This is a genomic window from Paenibacillus tundrae (assembly GCF_030812775.1).
GTDB classification, from domain to species: Bacteria; Bacillota; Bacilli; order Paenibacillales; family Paenibacillaceae; genus Paenibacillus; species Paenibacillus tundrae_A.
Genome location: NZ_JAUSTI010000010.1, coordinates 18438 through 37371 on the forward strand (window position 1 = coordinate 18438; position 18934 = coordinate 37371).

16 protein-coding genes are annotated in these 18934 nt (G+C 46.3%); 8 read left to right on the plus strand and 8 right to left on the minus strand.

The features are described from left to right. Positions 1-202: 202 nt before the first annotated feature. Positions 203-1429 carry a DUF2087 domain-containing protein gene (locus J2T19_RS18080; RefSeq protein WP_307218125.1) on the plus strand — a complete coding sequence of 409 codons (1227 nt, stop codon included), beginning with the start codon at positions 203-205 and terminating at the stop codon, positions 1427-1429. 210 nt (positions 1430-1639) lie between these two features. Here J2T19_RS18080 and J2T19_RS18085 read toward each other — a convergent pair whose 3' ends face one another. Beyond that, a complete protein-coding gene (locus tag J2T19_RS18085; RefSeq protein ID WP_307218127.1) occupies positions 1640-3640 on the minus strand; it encodes a methyl-accepting chemotaxis protein in 2001 nt (666 codons plus the stop codon). 321 nt (positions 3641-3961) lie between these two features. Between J2T19_RS18085 and J2T19_RS18090 the strand changes: the two genes are divergently transcribed. The 6 genes from J2T19_RS18090 to J2T19_RS18115 all read left to right on the plus strand — a co-directional run bounded on the left by J2T19_RS18090 (position 3962) and on the right by J2T19_RS18115 (position 10620). After that, positions 3962-4690: an AzlC family ABC transporter permease gene (locus J2T19_RS18090; protein ID WP_307218422.1), complete on the plus strand. Its 729-nt coding sequence runs from the start codon at positions 3962-3964 to the stop codon at positions 4688-4690. Then, positions 4681-5010 carry an AzlD domain-containing protein gene (locus tag J2T19_RS18095; RefSeq protein WP_056703634.1) on the plus strand — a complete coding sequence of 110 codons (330 nt, stop codon included), beginning with the start codon at positions 4681-4683 and terminating at the stop codon, positions 5008-5010. The genes J2T19_RS18090 and J2T19_RS18095 overlap by 10 nt, the downstream gene beginning before the upstream one ends. 349 nt (positions 5011-5359) lie before the next feature. Further along, positions 5360-6157, plus strand: coding sequence for an NAD-dependent epimerase/dehydratase family protein (locus tag J2T19_RS18100; protein ID WP_307218424.1), 798 nt, complete (start codon positions 5360-5362; stop codon positions 6155-6157). 131 nt (positions 6158-6288) lie between these two features. After that, the gene (locus J2T19_RS18105) at positions 6289-6948 is read left to right on the plus strand and encodes an SGNH/GDSL hydrolase family protein (RefSeq protein WP_307218131.1); all 660 of its coding nucleotides are present in this window, start codon (positions 6289-6291) and stop codon (positions 6946-6948) included. Between the two features lie 409 nt (positions 6949-7357). Continuing rightward, positions 7358-9439 (plus strand): heparinase II/III family protein, encoded by a 2082-nt coding sequence (locus tag J2T19_RS18110; RefSeq protein WP_307218133.1) that lies wholly within the window; start codon positions 7358-7360, stop codon positions 9437-9439. Positions 9440-9489: 50 nt separating this feature from the next. After that, positions 9490-10620, plus strand: a complete 1131-nt coding sequence (locus J2T19_RS18115) for a glycoside hydrolase family protein (protein WP_307218135.1) — start codon at positions 9490-9492, stop codon at positions 10618-10620. A 369-nt stretch (positions 10621-10989) separates the two neighbouring features. On the opposite strand, the gene J2T19_RS18120 is transcribed toward J2T19_RS18115, so the two are convergent. Then, the gene (locus J2T19_RS18120) at positions 10990-11619 is read right to left on the minus strand and encodes a class I SAM-dependent methyltransferase (protein ID WP_307218137.1); all 630 of its coding nucleotides are present in this window, start codon (positions 11617-11619) and stop codon (positions 10990-10992) included. Between the two features lie 197 nt (positions 11620-11816). On the opposite strand from J2T19_RS18120, the gene J2T19_RS18125 reads away from it, so the two are divergent. Continuing rightward, entirely contained in the window at positions 11817-14201 is a 2385-nt protein-coding gene (locus tag J2T19_RS18125) for an Ig-like domain-containing protein (RefSeq protein ID WP_307218139.1), read from the plus strand. 128 nt (positions 14202-14329) lie between these two features. Here J2T19_RS18125 and chrA read toward each other — a convergent pair whose 3' ends face one another. The 6 genes from chrA to J2T19_RS18155 all read right to left on the minus strand — a co-directional run bounded on the left by chrA (position 14330) and on the right by J2T19_RS18155 (position 18739). Next, positions 14330-14875, minus strand: coding sequence for a chromate efflux transporter ChrA (chrA, locus tag J2T19_RS18130; protein WP_128099962.1), 546 nt, complete (start codon positions 14873-14875; stop codon positions 14330-14332). Between the two features lie 3 nt (positions 14876-14878). Continuing rightward, entirely contained in the window at positions 14879-15466 is a 588-nt protein-coding gene (chrB, locus tag J2T19_RS18135; RefSeq protein ID WP_145050027.1) for a chromate efflux transporter ChrB, read from the minus strand. Positions 15467-15478: 12 nt separating this feature from the next. Beyond that, complete coding sequence (gene chrS / locus J2T19_RS18140) at positions 15479-15973, minus strand: chromate efflux transcriptional regulator ChrS (RefSeq protein ID WP_056703659.1); 495 nt, start codon at positions 15971-15973, stop codon at positions 15479-15481. A 405-nt stretch (positions 15974-16378) separates the two neighbouring features. Next, positions 16379-17494 carry a PAS domain-containing sensor histidine kinase gene (locus J2T19_RS18145; RefSeq protein WP_307218143.1) on the minus strand — a complete coding sequence of 372 codons (1116 nt, stop codon included), beginning with the start codon at positions 17492-17494 and terminating at the stop codon, positions 16379-16381. Next, on the minus strand, positions 17487-18137 hold the full coding sequence (locus J2T19_RS18150) for a response regulator (RefSeq protein ID WP_056703663.1): 651 nt from the start codon (positions 18135-18137) through the stop codon (positions 17487-17489). The genes J2T19_RS18145 and J2T19_RS18150 overlap by 8 nt, the downstream gene beginning before the upstream one ends. Before the next feature lie 170 nt (positions 18138-18307). Continuing rightward, positions 18308-18739, minus strand: a complete 432-nt coding sequence (locus tag J2T19_RS18155) for a GAF domain-containing protein (RefSeq protein WP_307218146.1) — start codon at positions 18737-18739, stop codon at positions 18308-18310. Positions 18740-18934 lie beyond the last annotated feature (195 nt).

Here is an 18934-nt window from a genome sequence, read left to right on the forward strand (position 1 = left end):
TGTTCTGTCCTATACCTATATGAGTAAGAGCGTTTGTTGACAATTGATAAACTTAATTATATTATATCTATAAATAAACAAACATTATAAATTAATGTCTATATTATTAAATAAATTAATTGGATTGAACCAGTATTAGCGATAAAGTCATGAATTCATTCACATGAGATTAACGATAGAGAATAAAGGAGAGAGTTCTTCCATGAAATCAACGGATGTTATTTTGCAAACAGCCTCATTAGAAGAGATCAAGCGAGGGTACTTGAGGGAAGCATCGAATTATGTGTGCATTTGCTGCGGGTACAGCACCGAAGTAGGGATCATCTATCCCGAAGACGGCGTGTTGTATGAGGCAGAGCGTTACATTCGAGTTCATTTGGAGAAAACGCATGGATCAGTATTTGAATATTTGCTGGAGCAGGACAAAGCTATAACTGGACTATCGGATGTACAGCGGGGCTTGCTTGCTCAATTCTATGAAGGGAAGAAAGATGCCGAAGTGCAGGAGGCACTTGGGATTGGCAGTGCTTCCACCATTCGAAACCATAGATATATGTTGAAGGAAAAGGAACGGCAAGCAAAAATATTCTTGGCATTGATGGAGCTTCTCAAAAGCAAAGATACCCATGCACCAGCTGAATTCGTGACACCTGTGAACAAACCAGTTGGTCAAATGAATAGGGGATCATTCGATATATCCGATCAGGATCGAGCCAAGGTGTTAACTAAATATTTCCCCGAAGGTACGGACGGCATGCTTACGACGTTCCAGATGCAGCAAAAGCACAAGTTTATTGTGCTGACTGAAATCATCAAACGATTCGAACCCGGACGAACCTACACGGAAAAACAAGTCAAAGCGCTGTTACAGCAGGTCTATCACGATGATGTTGAGATCCGTCGTTATCTCGTTGACTATGGATTTCTCGGTCGAGAAGCGGATGGCAGTCAATATTGGCGGGAAGTTGATCAAATTGATGGGGCACAGAGCAGTACGGGTGCAGCCTCCAATGGGGGACATTCAACAACGGTTGAAGAGAATAAATTGAAGAAAGGGGAGTTGGAACGTATGAATCGCCGTAAAGAACTTCAAGAACAGGCTAAAGAGGTTAAGATTGAGGCAGGTGTATATCAAATTCGCAATGAACAAAATGGGAAGGTGTTTTTGGATAGCACCCCTAATCTGAAAACGATGAATGGACAGAAGTTCATGCTCCAGATGGGAACCCATCTCAATCGATCATTACAAGCAGAATGGAATGAATATGGAGAGTCTGCTTTTACGATTGAAGTCGTGGAGAAGTTGAAAAAGCAAGATAATCCGTTTTTTGACACAAAAGATGCGCTGGCGAAGCTGTTGCAGGCATGGATGGAGAAGCTTCAGCCTTATGGAGAGCAAGGTTACCATGGAGATAGCAAGAGTAGCTGATTCAACCCAGGTATAAATTGAGGCAACAGAGGTAAAGTGAAAATAATGTAAAATGTGTATCTTAATGTTCTATAACATGTTCTATAAAAAGAGTGAGCCCCGCTAGGTTAATTTTGACCAGCGGGGCACTTTTTATTTGAAGTAATACTCAATATTAAATGATTTACCACAGCTTAACTGCAACGATGCCAAGCGAATGGATCAGAAGACTTATAGCTTGAATTGGTCAACCAGCTTCTGCAGTCTGTGCGCTAAGTGCGCCAGAGAGTCAGCCGAGGATGAAATCTCCTGCATGGAAGCAACTTGTTCCTCTGTTGCTGCGGAGATATTCTCTGTACCATCTGCATTCGCTTCAGAAATAGAGTGAATATGATCGATGGATTGAACCACTTCTGCTGTACTTGCAGCCATCTGCTGTGAAGCTGCTGCGATACTTTCTAACTGGTGATTAACTACATCCACGGCTTGATCGATCTGTGCAAAAGCTTCATCAGCAGAGCGAACAGCACGGATTCCGCTAGCCACATCCTGTTGCCCAGCTTGGGCATCCTTATTCGCCTGCTCAATCTCCTGTCTGATGGAGGCAACGCGCTCGACAATACGTTGGCCGGATTCGCTGGATTGCTCTGCGAGCTTGCGAACCTCACTGGCCACAACAGAGAACCCACGTCCATGTTCACCAGCTCGTGCGGCTTCAATAGAAGCGTTCAGGGCAAGCAGGTTAGTCTGCGCTGCAATATCAGTAATGACTGAGACCATTTCACCAATGGAGGTTGAGTGATGTCCAAGGCGCTCCGCTGTTTTGGTCATATTATCGACAAAGCGGCTTACCGAATCCATTTCAGTAACGACCGTTTGAATAGAGGCATTGCCCTGCTTAGCTAACTCACTAGCCTGTAGAGCAGCTTCGGAGACTTGCTGAGTGCTGTCCGTCACCTGTCCAACGCCTCCAGCAAGTTCATTCATCTGCTGCGAAGTATGCTTCAGACGGCTAGCTTGTTTCTCGATGCCTGTTGCTGATTCTTCGGTGATCAGCGCAACCTGCTCGGTCGCTTTCGTTGTCTCAGTTGCGTTCACAGCAAGCTGGTTAGATGAGCTGGTTAATTCATCAGCAGTCTGTCTTACATCTTGAATCACACTGCGCAGAGATTGGCTCATTTTGTTGAAGCTAGTGCTCAGTTTACCGAATTCATCTTGACCAGTAACCGGTACCTCTATCGCCAAATTACCATCACTAATCTCATTAGATGCCTGCACCAGGCGATTCAGTGGGCGTGTAATGGATTGTACGATCCAGTAAATGATAATGGAGCTTACGGCAACAGCAATGGCAACGACAATGAGCGTGGTATACAGAATAGGACGAACGGATGCAGTGACTTCATCACTGTCAATAACACCTACAACTGTCCAGCCTGTTGTTTCATTTGTTGTGAAGAATGCATGCTCTTTATGTCCTTCTAATGTATACGTAAGGGAACCGTTTTTCTGATTAAAAATGTCTTGGAATGGAGCAGCAGTACCTTCTGTCCCTGGCTCCACGGTAGGGTGAACGATGATTTTATTGGCGTTATCAATGATGTACACATAACCTTTGGTACCAATCTTGGTATTGTTAACGGTCTGCGACAAGCCTTCAAGTGAAAGGCTGACAGAGACGACGCCATGACCATCTGCTGTGGTCTGAGCTACTGAGGCAACCACGTTACCTGTGTTACTGGAGATATATGGTGTGATAACGGTTGGGACATCTTTGTTCTGTGTTGCAGTTTGATACCACGGGCGTTCACGAGGGTCATACCCTGCCTTATTGACCGCGGTTACGGGAGAATTGACATACACACCTTGATCCGTACCGATCGAGGCAAGCTCTACGTCATCGTGGGTTTCTTTATATGCATCAAGTAGGGTACGAATGGTTTCTGTCTCGTCACCTTGAGTTGATCCTACATTGCCTGCATCCATCTGGGAAGCCAGGAAATCGACATTTTTTCGTGTAGCACCAATGATCTCATCAATGGTCTGATTAAGCACATTCACACTGCTCATGGCACTTTCATACATCTTTTCTTCCACTTTGCCTTCGGCTGTCTGGAATGAGATGATGCCTAGGCTGATCGTTGGAATGAGTAGGACAATCGCAAATGACAGAATCAATTTCTCTCTCATCTGTATAGACCTTTTGACAACAACCTCATGTTTCTTCTTCATACATATTCCCCCTCTAAGCAACACCCGCAATAATTTGGATCAACCACGTTTGAGCAAAAAACAGCGACATCCTACATTGTTATTGTTCTGGATCACGACATAAGCAAGGTTAAGCTTGTCCCATCATGACTTAGGTGATCATGTAATATATATTCGGCTGTATAGGTCATTTGGATTAGGTCTATTTGAGTACTTTTGCATAAAAAATTTACCTCTCCCCGAATCTTTCATCTTGTGGTATATTTCTAGATTAATGTGTGAAAAACACCCATACATCAAGAGGAGTAGGAAGGGGTTGTACCCGAATTGAGTAAAGCAGTCATGGTCGAGGCTGAGCCTTCATCCGCAGCAGACGTGCAGGATACAGCTTCTTTTATGCAAGGGGTTAAAGACTGTATCCCAACATTGTTAGGCTATCTAAGCATTGGTTTTGCCGCAGGTGTTATTGAAATGACAGCGGGTCTAAGTTTAGCGGAAACGGCTCTGCTCAGTCTGATCTTATACGCAGGATCTGCCCAGTTTATTGCTGCTGGCATGTTAGCATCGAATGGGTCAGCAACTGCGATTATATTTACGATATTCTTTGTTAATCTTCGTCACTTGTTGCTCAGTGCAGCAGTGTCTCCGTATTTTCGCCATCTGACTCCACTCAAAAATATGTGGATTGGCTCTCTCCTCACCGATGAGTCGTTCGGTGTGGCCATGACTCGTGCAATCGGGCGCGAGAGATTAAGTGAGCGCTGGATGCATGGACTAAATATTACCGCGTATCTGAACTGGTTTGCAGCGAATATGGCGGGAGCGTACTTTGGGCGCTGGATTACGAATCCAGAGCGGTTAGGGCTTGATTTTGCATTACCTGCTATGTTCATCGGTCTGATCGTGCTTCAACTTGTACAACGGAATAATAAAAAGCTACATATTAACGTCGCAATCATCGCAGTGGTATGTGTCATTATCGCGAGCATGGCGTCACTAGGCAGCATGAGTATTATTGTAGCCGCAGTCATTGCGGCGACCATGGGAGTGGTGATGGAAAGATGGAAGTAAGATGGGATGTATTCTGGATCATTATGGGCTCGGCATTGTTAACATTTATCCCTCGCGTGCTGCCCTTGATGTTGTTCAGTAAAATACAGATTCCGATGTGGCTGCTTCGCTGGCTTGAATACGTACCTGTAGCGGTTATGGCTGCTCTAATTGGACAGGAACTCTTCATGTCTGGTAACAAACTAGTACCGATCACACAGAATCCAGCGTTATGGGCTGCCTTGCCCACACTTATTGTTGCAATCTGGACAAGAAGCCTACTTGGAACCGTCCTAGTAGGTATTGTTGCGATGATGATATTGAGGTATTGGATGGGTTAATTCTACGTTAAATTTCCAGTGATTAGGAGTAAACCTTCGGCTTAATCGGTTAATAATGCTTTATAGTGCGTGTTCAAAAAGGTCGGTTTTCAGTACCGAGAAAATGGGATGAAGATAGAAATGGAGTAGCGGAGCGTAGGCAAAACTACGTGAGCAACTACATTGTTTCCGAAGGAAACAAACTTCGTAAGCCTCGACTTATTTCGGCTGAATCCCATATTCGAAGCTGAGATGCCGCTCGCGCATCCTTCGTAATCAAAAGCGGACTTTTTGAACAACCTCTTATAGAAGTGTCTTACATGATAGAACATGATGCTGAAGAGCGAAGGGAGCGAGATCGATGGGAACGATAGGGCGCAAAGTGTTAATTACAGGAGCGGCTGGTGTAATTGGTCGAAGTCTGCTTACGGGTCTAAGAGCCCTTGATAAGTATGATATTGTGGCTGCTGATCTGCAGCAGGACGATGAAGCGGGAATTGTAGAGCTGGATGTTACGGATGCGGAGAGAATCAAGGAACTCACTCAAGGTGTGGATACGATCCTGCATATTGCTTGGGCAAAAGATGAAGAGGATTTTCTAGGCAAAGTACTGCCGATTAATGTGACCGGGGCATATCATCTGTATGAAGCTGCTCGATTAAATGGTGTGAAACGTGTCATATTTGCAAGTTCGAACCATGCAACAGGGTTCTATAAAACAGGCGAGGATATCGAGGTTGATGATCCGTATCGGCCAGATAGCTTCTATGGGCTCAGCAAGTGTTATATTGAGTTGTTGGGACGGTATTACGTGGATAAGCATGGCTTGTCTTCATTCAATATCCGAATTGGTAACTTCTCTGGGGACACACATCCACATTCCGAACGTTCCGCACATATCTGGATTTCGCCACGGGATATGGTGCAGTTAGCCCATTGTTGTATTGAGGCAGACACAGACCTTACGTACCTTAACCTATATGGAACTTCAGCGAATACAGACAATTACTACGATATTGGATACCTCAAAGAGAAAATTGGTTACATTCCTTTAGATGATGCGGCAGATCTATGGGAGGAAGCCAAACGTCATGGCGCACCCGATAAGCAAGATGAAACGGCCTATCAAGGCGGCGGTTATACAGCGAAAGAGCAAAATGGAACCTAGACATGTGTCTAGGTTCTTTCTTATTTTAAATATGAAAACGCTATTTTCTATTGGGCGGGAAAGGGATAAAATGGGGAATGAGGTAGTCAGGTGTTCATTGCTATTATTATTCGAAGGAAGGAACGGTATCAATGACGAGTACACATTCATCCGTTATATTGTTTCAGGGAGATTCGATCACAGATGGAGGAAGATCCCGTAATGATGACCCAAATCATTTTCTCGGTCACGGGTACGCCTATCTAGTCGCAAGCAGATTGAGTGTAGATCTAGCAGCTAGACAGCCGCTTTTCTACAATAGAGGTATTAGTGGTGACCGCGCATCCGACCTGTATGCACGCTGGAATGAGGATACGTTCAGCTTGAAGCCGGATCTTATTAGCATTTTGATTGGTGTTAACGATGCATGGCGTAGCATGAATGGTGAAGCGAGAGGGTTCACCGATCGTCTGGGACGAGCGTACCGCCACCTTTTGGAAGAGACACGTGAAGTGATGCCAAATACGGGGCTGGTGCTTATGGAGCCTTTTATTTTGCAAACAGGAGCTACCGTGGAAAATTGGGATCGTTGGCAAGAGCGAATTGGCGAATATCAGCACTTGGTTCGTGAGCTCGCCCATGAATTTGATGCTGTATTTGTACCGCTGCAACAGCAATTCAATGATGCACTTCAGCAGGCTGAAGCTGCTTATTGGTTATGGGACGGTGTTCATCCAACAGCAGCAGGACATGAACTGATTGCTCGCCAGTGGTTGGATGTGGTACAGAACAGCCCATTGAAAATACAATAATAGAGGTAGTTCAAAAAGTTCGCTTTGGATTACGAAGGATGCCTGTCGGCATCTCAGCTTCGAATATGGGATTCAGCCGAAATAAGTCGAGGCTTACGAAGTTTGTTTCCTTCGGAAACAATGTAGTTGCTCACGTAGTTTTGCCTACGCTCCGCTACTCCATTTCTATCTTCATCCCATCTTCTTGGTACTGAAAACCGACCTTTTTGAACACGCAATAATATCGTGAGCGAAGGAAGACTATGTAAACTTTCTTCGCTTATTGCAATGCGGTAGGAACAAGTAAATCGAAGCGAGTAGTTCTATTTTTGAATTGGAAGTTACTCCCTAAAGAGTGTTAAAATAATCATATGCATATCAAGCAATAGCTCAAATTGAAATCGGTTACAGTGGTAAGGAGGCTTTTCTCATGACCGTCCATCCTGGACTGAACTGGACGACGAGGCAGATTGCGGAGGCATTGGAGCAGGGAACCCCGGAAGCTTTAGTAAGCGTTTCCGAGTGGAAAGGCAAGATTGCGAATACACGGGATGATCAGGAATACTGTGATTTTTGGAAGGACATCGAGTCGTATGCGTTGAGGGCAGGCCGTGAGCCTTTGCCTGAATTATCGTTTACCCTTTTGCGCCAATTCAGGGATACTGGGGAACGCAAGGCGTATGAAGCAGCTTATTTTGAACGTCGTGGACGAATAGTGGCTCTTAGTGTATTAACGGCTACGTCGAAGACTTCTACATACGTATCTCTGCTGGAGGATCTGATCTGGAGTGTGTGTAATGAACATACCTGGTGCCTCTCTGCCCACATACCATCTGGAGAAGAAGCGACTGCTTACACATGGATTGATCTGTTTGCAGCAGAGACGGCTCAGATGCTTGCAGAGATTATTGTCATGCTGGGTGGCATCATCGATGAGCGAGTAGAGCGCCGGGTTCGCTCTGAGATGGAACGCCGGATTTTTACGCCGCTTTACCGAGAGGATCGAACGTACGGCTGGGAACGTGCAGAACACAATTGGTCGGCCGTATGTAGCGGTGGCTGTGGGGTGGCTGCACTCCTTCTGCTGGAGGATCAATCGCTTCGGGTTAAGGCTGTAGAACATACCTTGCAAGCCATGGATGCCTTTTTGCATGGATACGGCGAGGATGGCGGATGTGCAGAGGGGATTGGTTACTGGGTATATGGGTTTGGCTTCTATACGTATTATGCAGAGATGTTGAGAACCTTCAGTGCAGGTACACTCGATATGTTATCTGAATCTAAGACGAGAGCGATTGCGTTATTTCCCCAGCATATTCACATGTCTGCAGGTACATTTGTTAATTATTCAGACAGTCATGAACGGGAGATTATTCCGTCAGGCTTGTTATCGAGGTTAGCGCAGCGAACGCAAGGGGAAGTCAACTGGCGGTTGTCCATCCCTCGTTTGACAGATGATCCATGTAGGCGCTGGACACATGTCTCACGTAATCTGTTATGGACAGATAGGACTGTACTTGGTGATCATCGTGATCAAGCTGGGCAACTCCTCTCTCAGTCAATGATTGTTCTGGAGGATCTATCATGGATTGTGGGGAAGGCCCGATTGATGAGTGCCGAAGCGAGGGCAGGGATCGAAGTTGCTTTCTCGGTCAAAGGTGGGCATAACGATGAACCTCATAATCACAATGATCTGGGACATTTTATTCTTCATGCAGCGGGTGACAACATACTCTGTGATCCGGGTGCAGGTGCGTATACTCAGGCTTATTTCAGTCCTGGACGGGAGAGTATTCTCCATATTGGTTCTCAGGGACATAGCGTACCAATCCTTGAAGGAACGGTGCAGCAATCTGGAAGAGAAGCGGAAGCAAGGATGCTTGAAATGAAGCATTCATCACCACATAGCGCAGAAATCAAGTTCGACCTCACATCGGCCTATGGGAATGCACCTACGTTGGATCGATATACAAGGCGTTTCAATTGGAATTGTCCTCCGGCAGCGCAAGAGGCCGAACTGTTGGTAGAGGATCATTTTATATGGAAGTCTGTTTACGATTCTGATCGTACAGATATAGATTTAGATGATGTGGCACGAGCAAGTGAGCTGAATCTGTCTGCTGAAGCAAGAACAAATGCAAATACAAATGTAACTGGAAATACAAATGTGAGTGCAACTCCAAATGCTAGTAGTAGTACTTATGCTGTTGCTTACAAAAATGTTACTCAGCGCTTAGTCAGCCACGTCGAACCAGTGATCCATGATGGTGTGGTTCAGTGGAAGACCGATAAAGCCGTGGTGAGTATGACCTATGAACCGGAACACAGCTCGGAACGTTGGGTTGCTCGACTTGAAGTGGTGGATACGGTTGACCATGATCATCTTCCTCTCAGGCTATATGTTACGGAGCTTGTCTTGGTACGTACATCGAGTCAGGGTATGGAAACCACATTGTCATCTGTGCAGGAGACCTGGTGCAGAATGAAGTTCATCACTAAGCCACGAGTGTAGAGAAGAATCAGATGGACACAAAAAAGATTGATTAGAGGAGGATACAACGTATGACAGACACGGCTAATTGGGTAGAAGAGGCATGGCGGCAGGGTTCAGCAAAAGTACTTCGCAACGCAGAGCGGATTAAAGATACCTTTCCACATATCGCTCCGCAAGGCAGATATGATCAGAATGATCCAGAGTGGTGGACGGCGGGCTTCTGGCCGGGGCTACTCTGGCTGGTCCGTGAAGCAGCGCCGAATGCTGAGGCGGTTGCCTCCTTGGCGCGTATTGCTGAAAGCTGTGAGCGCCAACTGGAGGGTTGTCTTCGTGATCCGGACTCTGTCGATCACGATCTGGGGTTCATCTGGCTGCTTAGTGGCGTAGCCAACTACAGCCAGACGGGCAGCGCAGATGGCAAGCGGCGGGGCATACTCGCCGCGAATTTACTTGCTGCCCGGTTCCACGTGCGCGGTGAATTCATCCGCGCCTGGAATTTCAGCTCGTCAACGATGGACACGCGCGGCGTAGCCATCATTGACAGCATGATGAACCTGCCGCTGCTCTACTGGGCGTCAGAGCAGAGCGGCGATCCGCGCTTCCGCTGGCTGGCGGAAGCACATGCGGACACCGTCGCGCGTGAATTCGTGCGCGAGGACGGATCCATCTGCCACGTGGTGGAGTTCGATCCACACACGGGGCAGAAGCTTCGGGAGCATGGCGGGCAAGGCCATGCTCCGGGTTCCGCCTGGGCGCGGGGCACCGCCTGGGCGCTGCACGGGTTTGCGCTGTCATTCCGGCATACGGGCGAAGCCCGCTATCTGGAGACAGCGGAAGGCGCGGCCGATTTCTTCCTCGCCATGCTTGGCGAAGAGATCGTGCCGATGTGGGATTTCCGCGCACCTGCGGAGCATCAGGTGGCGTGGGATTCGTCCGCTGCGGCCATTGCCGCGAGTGGACTGTTGGAGCTCGCGAAGCTGTCGCCACGCGGAGCGGAATACGCTGCGGCAGGTGAGCGGATCGCTCGTGGCTTGTACGAGCGATATAGCTCAGGTGAGTCGGCAGCTGAGGAAGGCTTAATTATGCAGGGAACTGTGCATTATCCAGAGGGACGGGGCATTAATGTCCCGATTATCTACGGTGATTATTTCTATATGGAAGCACTGGCGAAGCTGCAAGGACGTCCCGGGTTCTTTTAATTCATTTCAACAGCCTACTGCAATTATTGATGAGTCATGATAACTAACTTAATCTATAAATAGAAAAACACAGTGGTTGAGTGTGCAAAGTAGAGTCTTCTGTGGAATTCACCAGAATCCTTACATGAGCACATCTTGCCACTGTGTTGTTTTTTATGCCGCTAGAGAACAGCAATTACGTAAAAAGTTTAAGCTGGGGAAGTTTCCTTTTGAGATAAGGGAACTTACAAAAAATATAGACTAAGACGGAATAGAAGGTTACTTAGCTTTCATCGGAGTAGCAAGTTTAATAATATCCTTACGTTCCTTCCAAATAGATTCAAATTGTGTCCCTATAGTATCGAGATATTAGGTAAACTACTGGAGGTTTTACGGTGTGTTCTCATGCGCGTCTCTAAGTTCCAGGCTACGTCTCAAAATAACAAAATCCGCTGAAGATTGATCCGGATAACGCTGCGGGATGATCTCCTGCACTTTGAATTCCGGATAATCATACAGGTAATGGAACAGATTGCGATCTTGGATCGTATCAACGCCTGGGTTTCCTATCTCTTTCAGCCGGGTGTAGAGGACAACCCACTCTCCAGAGGCATGCAGGATATCATACAGTGTATTCCGAAAATCTTGTTCATCTGTAATGTGGTAGAGCACATCGAGACAGATGGTCAGATCTGCCTGAAGAAAACCTCGGTTAATCCACAGACCAGGTGTATATAACATGAAGCTTTTAGATGTATCGCTCGCAAACTTCGAAGCACATAAACGAACAGACGATGCTGCTACGTCCATGCCGAGATACGTACCATAGTTCATATATTGCAGCTGATTACCGTCCCCACATCCAAACTCAATTACGCTGGTGATGCCTTCTCGCTGAATGAGCTCATTCACGATCTCAGCCTTAAATTCAGCCAGCACCCCGTAAGAGCCTCTCCCTGACGTTTCTCCTGAGCGATACGTTTGCTCCCAATATTCAATGTAGTCGAAAGACTTCGTCATCGTTGTCCCCCAATCATCCATCAATTTCAATTGCCGCTATAATATCGTATGCGGGAACTTATCCTATATGATCTTGAGTGCTTTTTACAGCAGAATAAGAATTAATTTCCACTAATTTTCCTGAAAGTCTAAACATCTGGAAAGAACCTGCCGACATTAAACGTAAGGAAAAAAATGATTACAATCGGGGGGAAATGATGTTAAAGCCAAGATTGACCAAGTATATGGTGATGATGCTGGTACTGGTACTGAGTATTTCCAACGTAGGCCTGGCCGCTGCGGCAGATAAAGAACTATCCAAAATTGTATTGTCTAAAAATGAGTTGTCGCTCGAAGTGGGTGATTCGACTTCAGTGACGGCTACAGGGGTATATAGCGATAATACATCGCAGAGTGTGACGATTAGCTCGGATTGGAGCAGTAGTGACAGCTCAATCGCAACAGCGAATAACGGTACGATCAGCGCCAAAGCTGAGGGTGATGCAACCGTAACCGTGTCCTATCAGGGCAAACAACAAACGATTCATGTCAATGTGACGAAAAAGGTCAAAGCGCTATCTAAGGATGTACAGACACTGGATCTGCGAATCGGAACTTCGAAGAAGATCAATCTAACAGCAACATACAGTGACAACACGGTAGAGGAAGCAGCAGCGAAAATTGCGGAATGGTCCTCTAGTGATGACAAAGTAGCGACTGTAGTAAATGGAGAGGTTACCGGCCAAAGTGCAGGTACAGCCGTGATCACAGGTAAGGTTGGTAAACAAAGCGTAACGGTAGATGTTAACGTTGAAGTGGTTAAGCGTGTAGATGTGAATAAGAAACAGATCAACCTGTTATTGAATGGTCAAGATGATGTAGAACTGACAGCAACATATCCAGATGGTTCAACAAAAGTTGTAACTGAGCTTGCAGAGTGGACCACAAGCAACGAGAAGGTAGCAGATGCAATTAAAGGTAAAATCAAAGGTTACGCTGCCGGTTCAGCTAAAATCACAGCAACATACGGTACGAAATCCGTAACGATTGATGTTGATGTTGATCTGACTAGCAAACTGAGTGCGGATGTACAAAGCGTGTTCTTGCGTGTCGATGGTACAAGCCCAGAAAGCAAGGATTCAGCAGATATTGTACTAACCGCTTCTTACCCGGATAGTGCGGATAAGACAGTCACAGATCTTGCCACATGGACATCCAGCAATGAGAAGGTAGCTACCGTATTCAAAGGTAAAATTACGGCTGTGGGTAGTGGTTCAACTACGATTAAAGCGACACACAGTGGTAAAACGGTAGAGATTGCAGTGGATGTAGATACAGCGAGATACCTCGATATCGATGGTGTTGAGGACAAGGTTGCTATGAGCCTTGCAGATAATACCAAAACCAAGAATCTTGTCGTAAAAGCAGAATATATCGACGGAAGCAAGGAAGACGTAACGAAAAAAGCAACATGGACTTCCAATAATGCAGATGTCGTCTATGTATCTAACGGCGAACTGATTGCATACAAATCCGGTACAGCGACCATTACCGTTTCCTATGGCGGCAAAACCGTTAAGTTCACGGTCAATGTTGATGTAGCCGACAAGTATGAGATGGAGAAGAAAAAAGCCTCCGTCGCAGTGGGTGGCACGTTCGCTGCTAAAGTTTTTGCCGTGTTCGGTGACATCTCCAAGGATGTATCTGAGGATGCAACATGGAGCAGCAGCAGTGAAAAAATCGCTGAAGTTGACAGCAAAGGTAATGTAACGGGTGTAGCAACGGGTAAAGCGACCATTACAGCCAAAATCGAAGGAAAAACATTAACGTTGCCCGTAGAAGTTGGCATGGCTAGTGATCTGGAAGCAGATGAGAACTTCGTAGTATTGTCTGTGAAAGAAACAAAACAAATCGAGTTGACTGCTACGGATGAGGATGGATTGACGAAAGACGTATCCTCTGAAGCAACTTGGAAATCAAGTAATGCACGTGTGGCTGATGTGAAAAAAGGCGTTATTACGGCGAACAGCAGTGGTAAAGCAAACATCACAGCAGAGTACGGTTCCAAGAAAGTCACCATTCAGGTTGAGGTTGATGTCATCTCACGGATTGAAGCATCCGTGCCAGCACTTTCGCTGAAATCCGGGGACACTGAAAACCTGACCGTTACTGTCCTATTGAGTGATGGTAGCGAACGTGATGTAACAGATAAAGCAGAATGGAAAACAAATAACTACAAGGTTGCACAGGTGAGCAAAGGCGCTGTAAAAGCTATCGGTTCAGGTAAAGCTAAAATTACAGCAAAGTATGGCAGTAAATCGGTTACGATTGCAGTGGATGTAGATACGTTGAAATATCTGCAAACCGACAAAGTTACGCTGACGATGAAGCCAGGTGACAAAGCGACCGTCATTGCAACAGCAACATTTGCAGATGGTAGTGAAGCAGATGTATCCAAACCAGCGTTGTGGAAGTCTTCCCGTATTGCAACTGCATCGGTGAAGGACGGCGTTATTCAAGCGAATGGTAAGGGTAAAGCAACAATTACGGTCACCTATGCTGGCGTGAAAACGAAAGTGACGATCGTTGTTGAAGCGAAGTAATCGCTACGAATAAGGCAAACTTACTAAACTACTCAAACTTGATTACTCAAAAGAAAAACGGTGATGCCTGTTCCTTAGAACAGGCATCACCGTTTTTTGGCTTTGTTATTATGTTATTAGTATTCCCATTACATGAAATGAGGCAGAACGAATGCGCCATAAGCAAAGGCAATCACAATCAGAATAGCAGGGTGAAGCTTAGTTTTAGTCATGACCCACAGCGAGATTCCAGCAATAATCAGGGTTTGCCAGATGCCGATCGACTCGGTTGAGACTTGGCCGAACTCCCATGTGAGCAAAATCATGAGCACAGCAATGACGGGCTGTACTAACAGCGTCATGCCTTTGACCTTTGAAGAGGTACGGTATTTGTTAAGCAAGCGCAGCAATAGAATTAATGCGACGGCCGAAGGCACGATCGTAGCGAAGCTGGCAATGAACGCACCAAACCAGCCAGCAACCTGATAACCAACAAAGGCAGCAATCTTCGTGGCGATTGGCCCTGGGAGCGCATTGCTAATGGCAAGCACATCACCGAATTGCTCTGTCGTTAACCACTTGTAGTGATTCACGATCTCTTCTTGCATCAGCGGAATGGAGGCTGGACCGCCCCCGTATCCTAATATATTGGCTACAAAAAATCCCCAAAATAACTCCCACCATGTCTGCAGCATCGTCTAGGACACCCCCTTATCGGCGTTGTCCTTCGACTTGAAGCGCTGAACCACATCAAAGTGGAAGAAACCATAGACGAGAAAGACAGCGATGACGATACCGGGGTGAATGTCTAGTAGCAACAAGAGTACAAACGCAATGACCCCAAATAGGAGGGCAAAGGTTTTGCCGAGTCCTTTCCACGCCTTCATGGCGAACTCATAAGCCATCATGCCGAGCATGACAAAAATGACTGGGCGTACGGCTGCCACCATGCCCGCGACCACTTTGGATTCTCGTAGCGCGTACATCGAGCCGAGCAGTGCAATAATGGCAATACTTGTCGGTAATATATGGGCTAGCACTGCTACAATCGCGCCCAAGAGACCTTTGGTTTTATAACCTAAGTATGCAATCATTTTGGTCGCAATCGGACCCGGGAGAGCATTAGCGATAGCTAAAATCTCCCCGAACTCCTCATCACTGACCCATTTATAACGTGTAACGGCCTCATAACGAATCAAGGGAATTACCGAAGGGCCGCCGCCATATCCCAAAATTCCGGTTCGCACCATTCCTGTGACGAGACCGCTATAAACTTTCCAACTCATGCTGTTATCCTCCTACAGTCTCATGCCCATCCGGCTTTTATAACGCTTTAACAATAGTTGTGACTCTACTTTGACGATTCCAGGCATCTTATAGAGCTTCTCTAGTAGAAACTGCTCCATCTCCTCCATGTCGGCAAAAATACCATGCATGTGCAGGGTACTTGGGCCTGTCATATGGTATAGGCTGGTCACGGCTGGTTCTTCATCCAGCTTCTCCGCTACCTCATCCAGAAAAGGAGGTTCTACGTCGACATTGAAAAAAGCTGAGACCTGTAGTCCAACCTTGCTGGGGTTGATGACAACCGTGAATCGTTCAATAACGCCTTTTTCGGATAGTGCATTAATCCGTGCCTGTACGGCTACGCGAGATAACCCAATCTGTTGTCCCAGATCGGTATAGGACATCCGGCTATTGTGGTGCAGAGCAGCCAATATTTTGCGATCTATGTCATCCAGATTGTGCATTTGGGGGATTTCTCCACCCTTAGAAGAGCGTTTCTCTGCCATGATTGACCATCCTTTTCTATCACTAATTACAGTTAGAACATGAAATAAGCATTTATACATTTTGTACGTAGCACTCTTAATTTTAATGACGAAACGTAATTCGAGTCAATATATTTATAATAAATATGGATTATACCTGATAATTCACTTTCACTTTGTTAAATTGAACAAGTTTACTTTCTAAATAGAGCAGAAGTTGCCTCAAAAATAGAAAAAAGACTGCTCAAGAAATGATCCTTGGCAGTCAACAAATGTGTATGAAGTGCTCGAATGTTACGGCATCATCTACCTCAACGTAGCGTCTGCTTCAAATGCGATACGATGAATCCAATCCAATCCAGGCTAGCACGCAGTGCCCTGCTTCATAACAGGGATGGTCAGTCACATCTGATCGTACTCGTTGCATTACTTCGTTGATGTCCTTGGCAGAACGAGGGTGACGGTTGTCCCTTCACCTGGCTCTGAAGATACCCTAAGTGTTCCGCCAGCTCCGCGCGCACGTTCTTCCATGCTGAACATTCCAACGCCGTTACCTACCTTCGTTCCATTGAAGCCGACGCCCTGATCTTCTATGATGACCACGGTTGCATCCTCAGCATCTTCTACGGTCACTTGTGCTTCAGATACATCGGCGTACTTCGCGATGTTGGTTAACGCTTCTTGGATGATCCGGTACATCGCGATCTCACGATTCATCTCCAGTCGTCTGCGTAGATTGCACTCCAGCTTAACTTCGATACCATAGTGCCGGTTGTAATTCTCTATGTAGGTGCGAATCGCAGGTACAACCCCGAGATCATCCAATACAGAAGGTCTGAGCTCCCAAGCCATACCACGAACGTCCTCCATAATCCCGGTCACTTGTTTCCGCAGGGATTCGACGCCAGGATGTGGCTGATCTGCGAGCAGGCGATCCATCTGGATGACGAGAGAGAATAGACTCTGACCGATTCCATCATGCAGCTCGCGAGAGATCCGTCGCCGTTCCTCTTCCTGAATGTTCATAACCTGAGACATCATCGTCTGCAACTCACCCTCTACACGTTTAAGCTTGGTCACTTCACTTCGTACAGCTAAATATTGATAGGGCTGTCCTTCGTTATCGAGGAATGGCACGATGGTGGTGTTCACCCAATAATAGTTGCCGTCTTTGTCCCGGTTACGTATCTCGCCATGCCATACCCTGCCGGAGGATATCGTATCCCACAAGTTCTTCATAAACGCTTTGCCATGATAACCTGAATTGATGATCCGATGATCCTGACCTATCAGCTCACTCCGATCATATTTCGAAATCTCACAGAATTTATCGTTTACATATTGAATTTTGCCTTTACGATCGGTGAGCGCCACGATGGAGGATTCGTCGAGAGCAAACTTCAGGTCGCTGAGTTGATGCAATGAACCTTTCAGTCTGCTGCGAAATTGGTCATCGGTGATATGCTCATCCAGCTCAAGAAGTAACTGCAGAACAGGCTGGTCGGCAAGTCCGCTGAGTCTATTTTCATGTTCACTATTCAAAGTTCAGCAACCCCTTTTTCATCGCAAATTTCACGAGTTCAGGACGGGTACGGAGCCCGAGCTTCTCCATAAGATTGCTTTTGTGGGATTCTACAGTTTTGACACTAATGACGAGATGCTCGGCAATTTCCTTGTTGGCATACCCTTTGGCGATCCATGACAAAATTTCCTTCTCTCGCTCGGAAAGCGTGTCATATGGGCCAGCATTCTCTTGTTTTGCTTTATCCAGATACTCACTCATCAGTCGTTTCGTTGCACTTGGATACAGATATGCACTGCCTTCTGCAACGGAGCGAATGGCGGCGAGCAACTCTTCATGTGGGGCACTCTTGAGGATATATCCAGAGGCTCCAGCATGGATGGCACGGAATAAATATTCTTCATCATCATGCATCGTCAGTATGAGAATGGCGATGTCTGGCATTAATTTTTTTAATTCAGCAGTGGCTGTTAAACCATCCTTGCCTGGCGGCATGCTGAAATCCATTAAGACCACATTGGGTTTTAGTTGCTGAGCTTTGGCAATAGCTTCATCCCCGTCCGCTGCATCTCCAACGATCCGAATATCACTTTTTCCGTCCAACAAGGCAATCAGCCCGGAACGTACGACCACATGGTCATCAACGACCAATAGTTGAATCACATCTTTTTCCCCCTATCCGCATGCATATGTCTACCTCTATCATACCAAAAAAGAAAGCCACCCAGAGAAGGAATCTCAGAATGGCTGGATATCTATACAAGAACAAATAAAGGCCTTGCTCAACCTTAACAGGCGAAACAAGCCTTTGTACGCAAAGTCTATTGCGCAGGTTATCCATGAATGAGAGGTTCTAGGTCACGTGCCAGTTGCTTAACTTCGTGGATCATATCCTCTGAAAATGTGCAGGACATTCGGTTACCTACCAGCAACACCGCTTCAGGCAGGCTGCCTGACTGGAAGACAGGTACCGCAATAGCACATACGAGCCGTTCAGCAAGCATAAGCGGGCACCTCCCAGGTGTATGCTCTGAACTAGATTGTGCATCTGACAGCGTGGTTCGCCCAGTTCGCAGCGCTGTGCCGACGAGGTCTTGTCCGGGACGCATTTCCATGCGCTGTACACGTTCGTTGCTGGCACCGGACGTATATTTCCAGCGGAGCAGCGTACCAGACAAACAGGCGAGACCGCAGAAATCGCTGGAGGTGTTAAGGCGCAAGCGGTCAATCATCTCCTGAATGCCAGATGGATGTTCATCATGCATGAGAGACACTTCCTTTTAGGGTCATACCGTAAAATCCGGTCGAATGAACTAACGTTAACTATATAGAACTGAGGCATCATAAATATGGAGATGTATATGTGTTCTTACGTTCATTTCTATTGTAGACCTTTTCCTTCTCCGTGTAATTCAGGGAAAACCCCTATTTCGTTTCTAGATTTTACTGATCATCCTTGC

Bases quoted from the DNA above. Each gene is read 5' to 3' on its own strand.
- J2T19_RS18080 (WP_307218125.1), top strand. From the start codon at position 203: ATGAAATCAACGGATGTTATTTTGCAAACAGCCTCATTAGAAGAGATC.
- J2T19_RS18085 (WP_307218127.1), bottom strand. From the start codon at position 3,640: ATGAAGAAGAAACATGAGGTTGTTGTCAAAAGGTCTATACAGATGAGA.
- J2T19_RS18090 (WP_307218422.1), top strand. From the start codon at position 3,962: ATGGTCGAGGCTGAGCCTTCATCCGCAGCAGACGTGCAGGATACAGCT.
- J2T19_RS18095 (WP_056703634.1), top strand. From the start codon at position 4,681: ATGGAAGTAAGATGGGATGTATTCTGGATCATTATGGGCTCGGCATTG.
- J2T19_RS18105 (WP_307218131.1), top strand. From the start codon at position 6,289: ATGACGAGTACACATTCATCCGTTATATTGTTTCAGGGAGATTCGATC.
- J2T19_RS18110 (WP_307218133.1), top strand. From the start codon at position 7,358: ATGACCGTCCATCCTGGACTGAACTGGACGACGAGGCAGATTGCGGAG.
- J2T19_RS18115 (WP_307218135.1), top strand. From the start codon at position 9,490: ATGACAGACACGGCTAATTGGGTAGAAGAGGCATGGCGGCAGGGTTCA.
- J2T19_RS18120 (WP_307218137.1), bottom strand. From the start codon at position 11,619: ATGACGAAGTCTTTCGACTACATTGAATATTGGGAGCAAACGTATCGC.
- J2T19_RS18125 (WP_307218139.1), top strand. From the start codon at position 11,817: ATGTTAAAGCCAAGATTGACCAAGTATATGGTGATGATGCTGGTACTG.
- chrA (WP_128099962.1), bottom strand. From the start codon at position 14,875: ATGCTGCAGACATGGTGGGAGTTATTTTGGGGATTTTTTGTAGCCAAT.
- chrB (WP_145050027.1), bottom strand. From the start codon at position 15,466: ATGAGTTGGAAAGTTTATAGCGGTCTCGTCACAGGAATGGTGCGAACC.
- chrS (WP_056703659.1), bottom strand. From the start codon at position 15,973: ATGGCAGAGAAACGCTCTTCTAAGGGTGGAGAAATCCCCCAAATGCAC.
- J2T19_RS18155 (WP_307218146.1), bottom strand. From the start codon at position 18,739: ATGCATGATGAACATCCATCTGGCATTCAGGAGATGATTGACCGCTTG.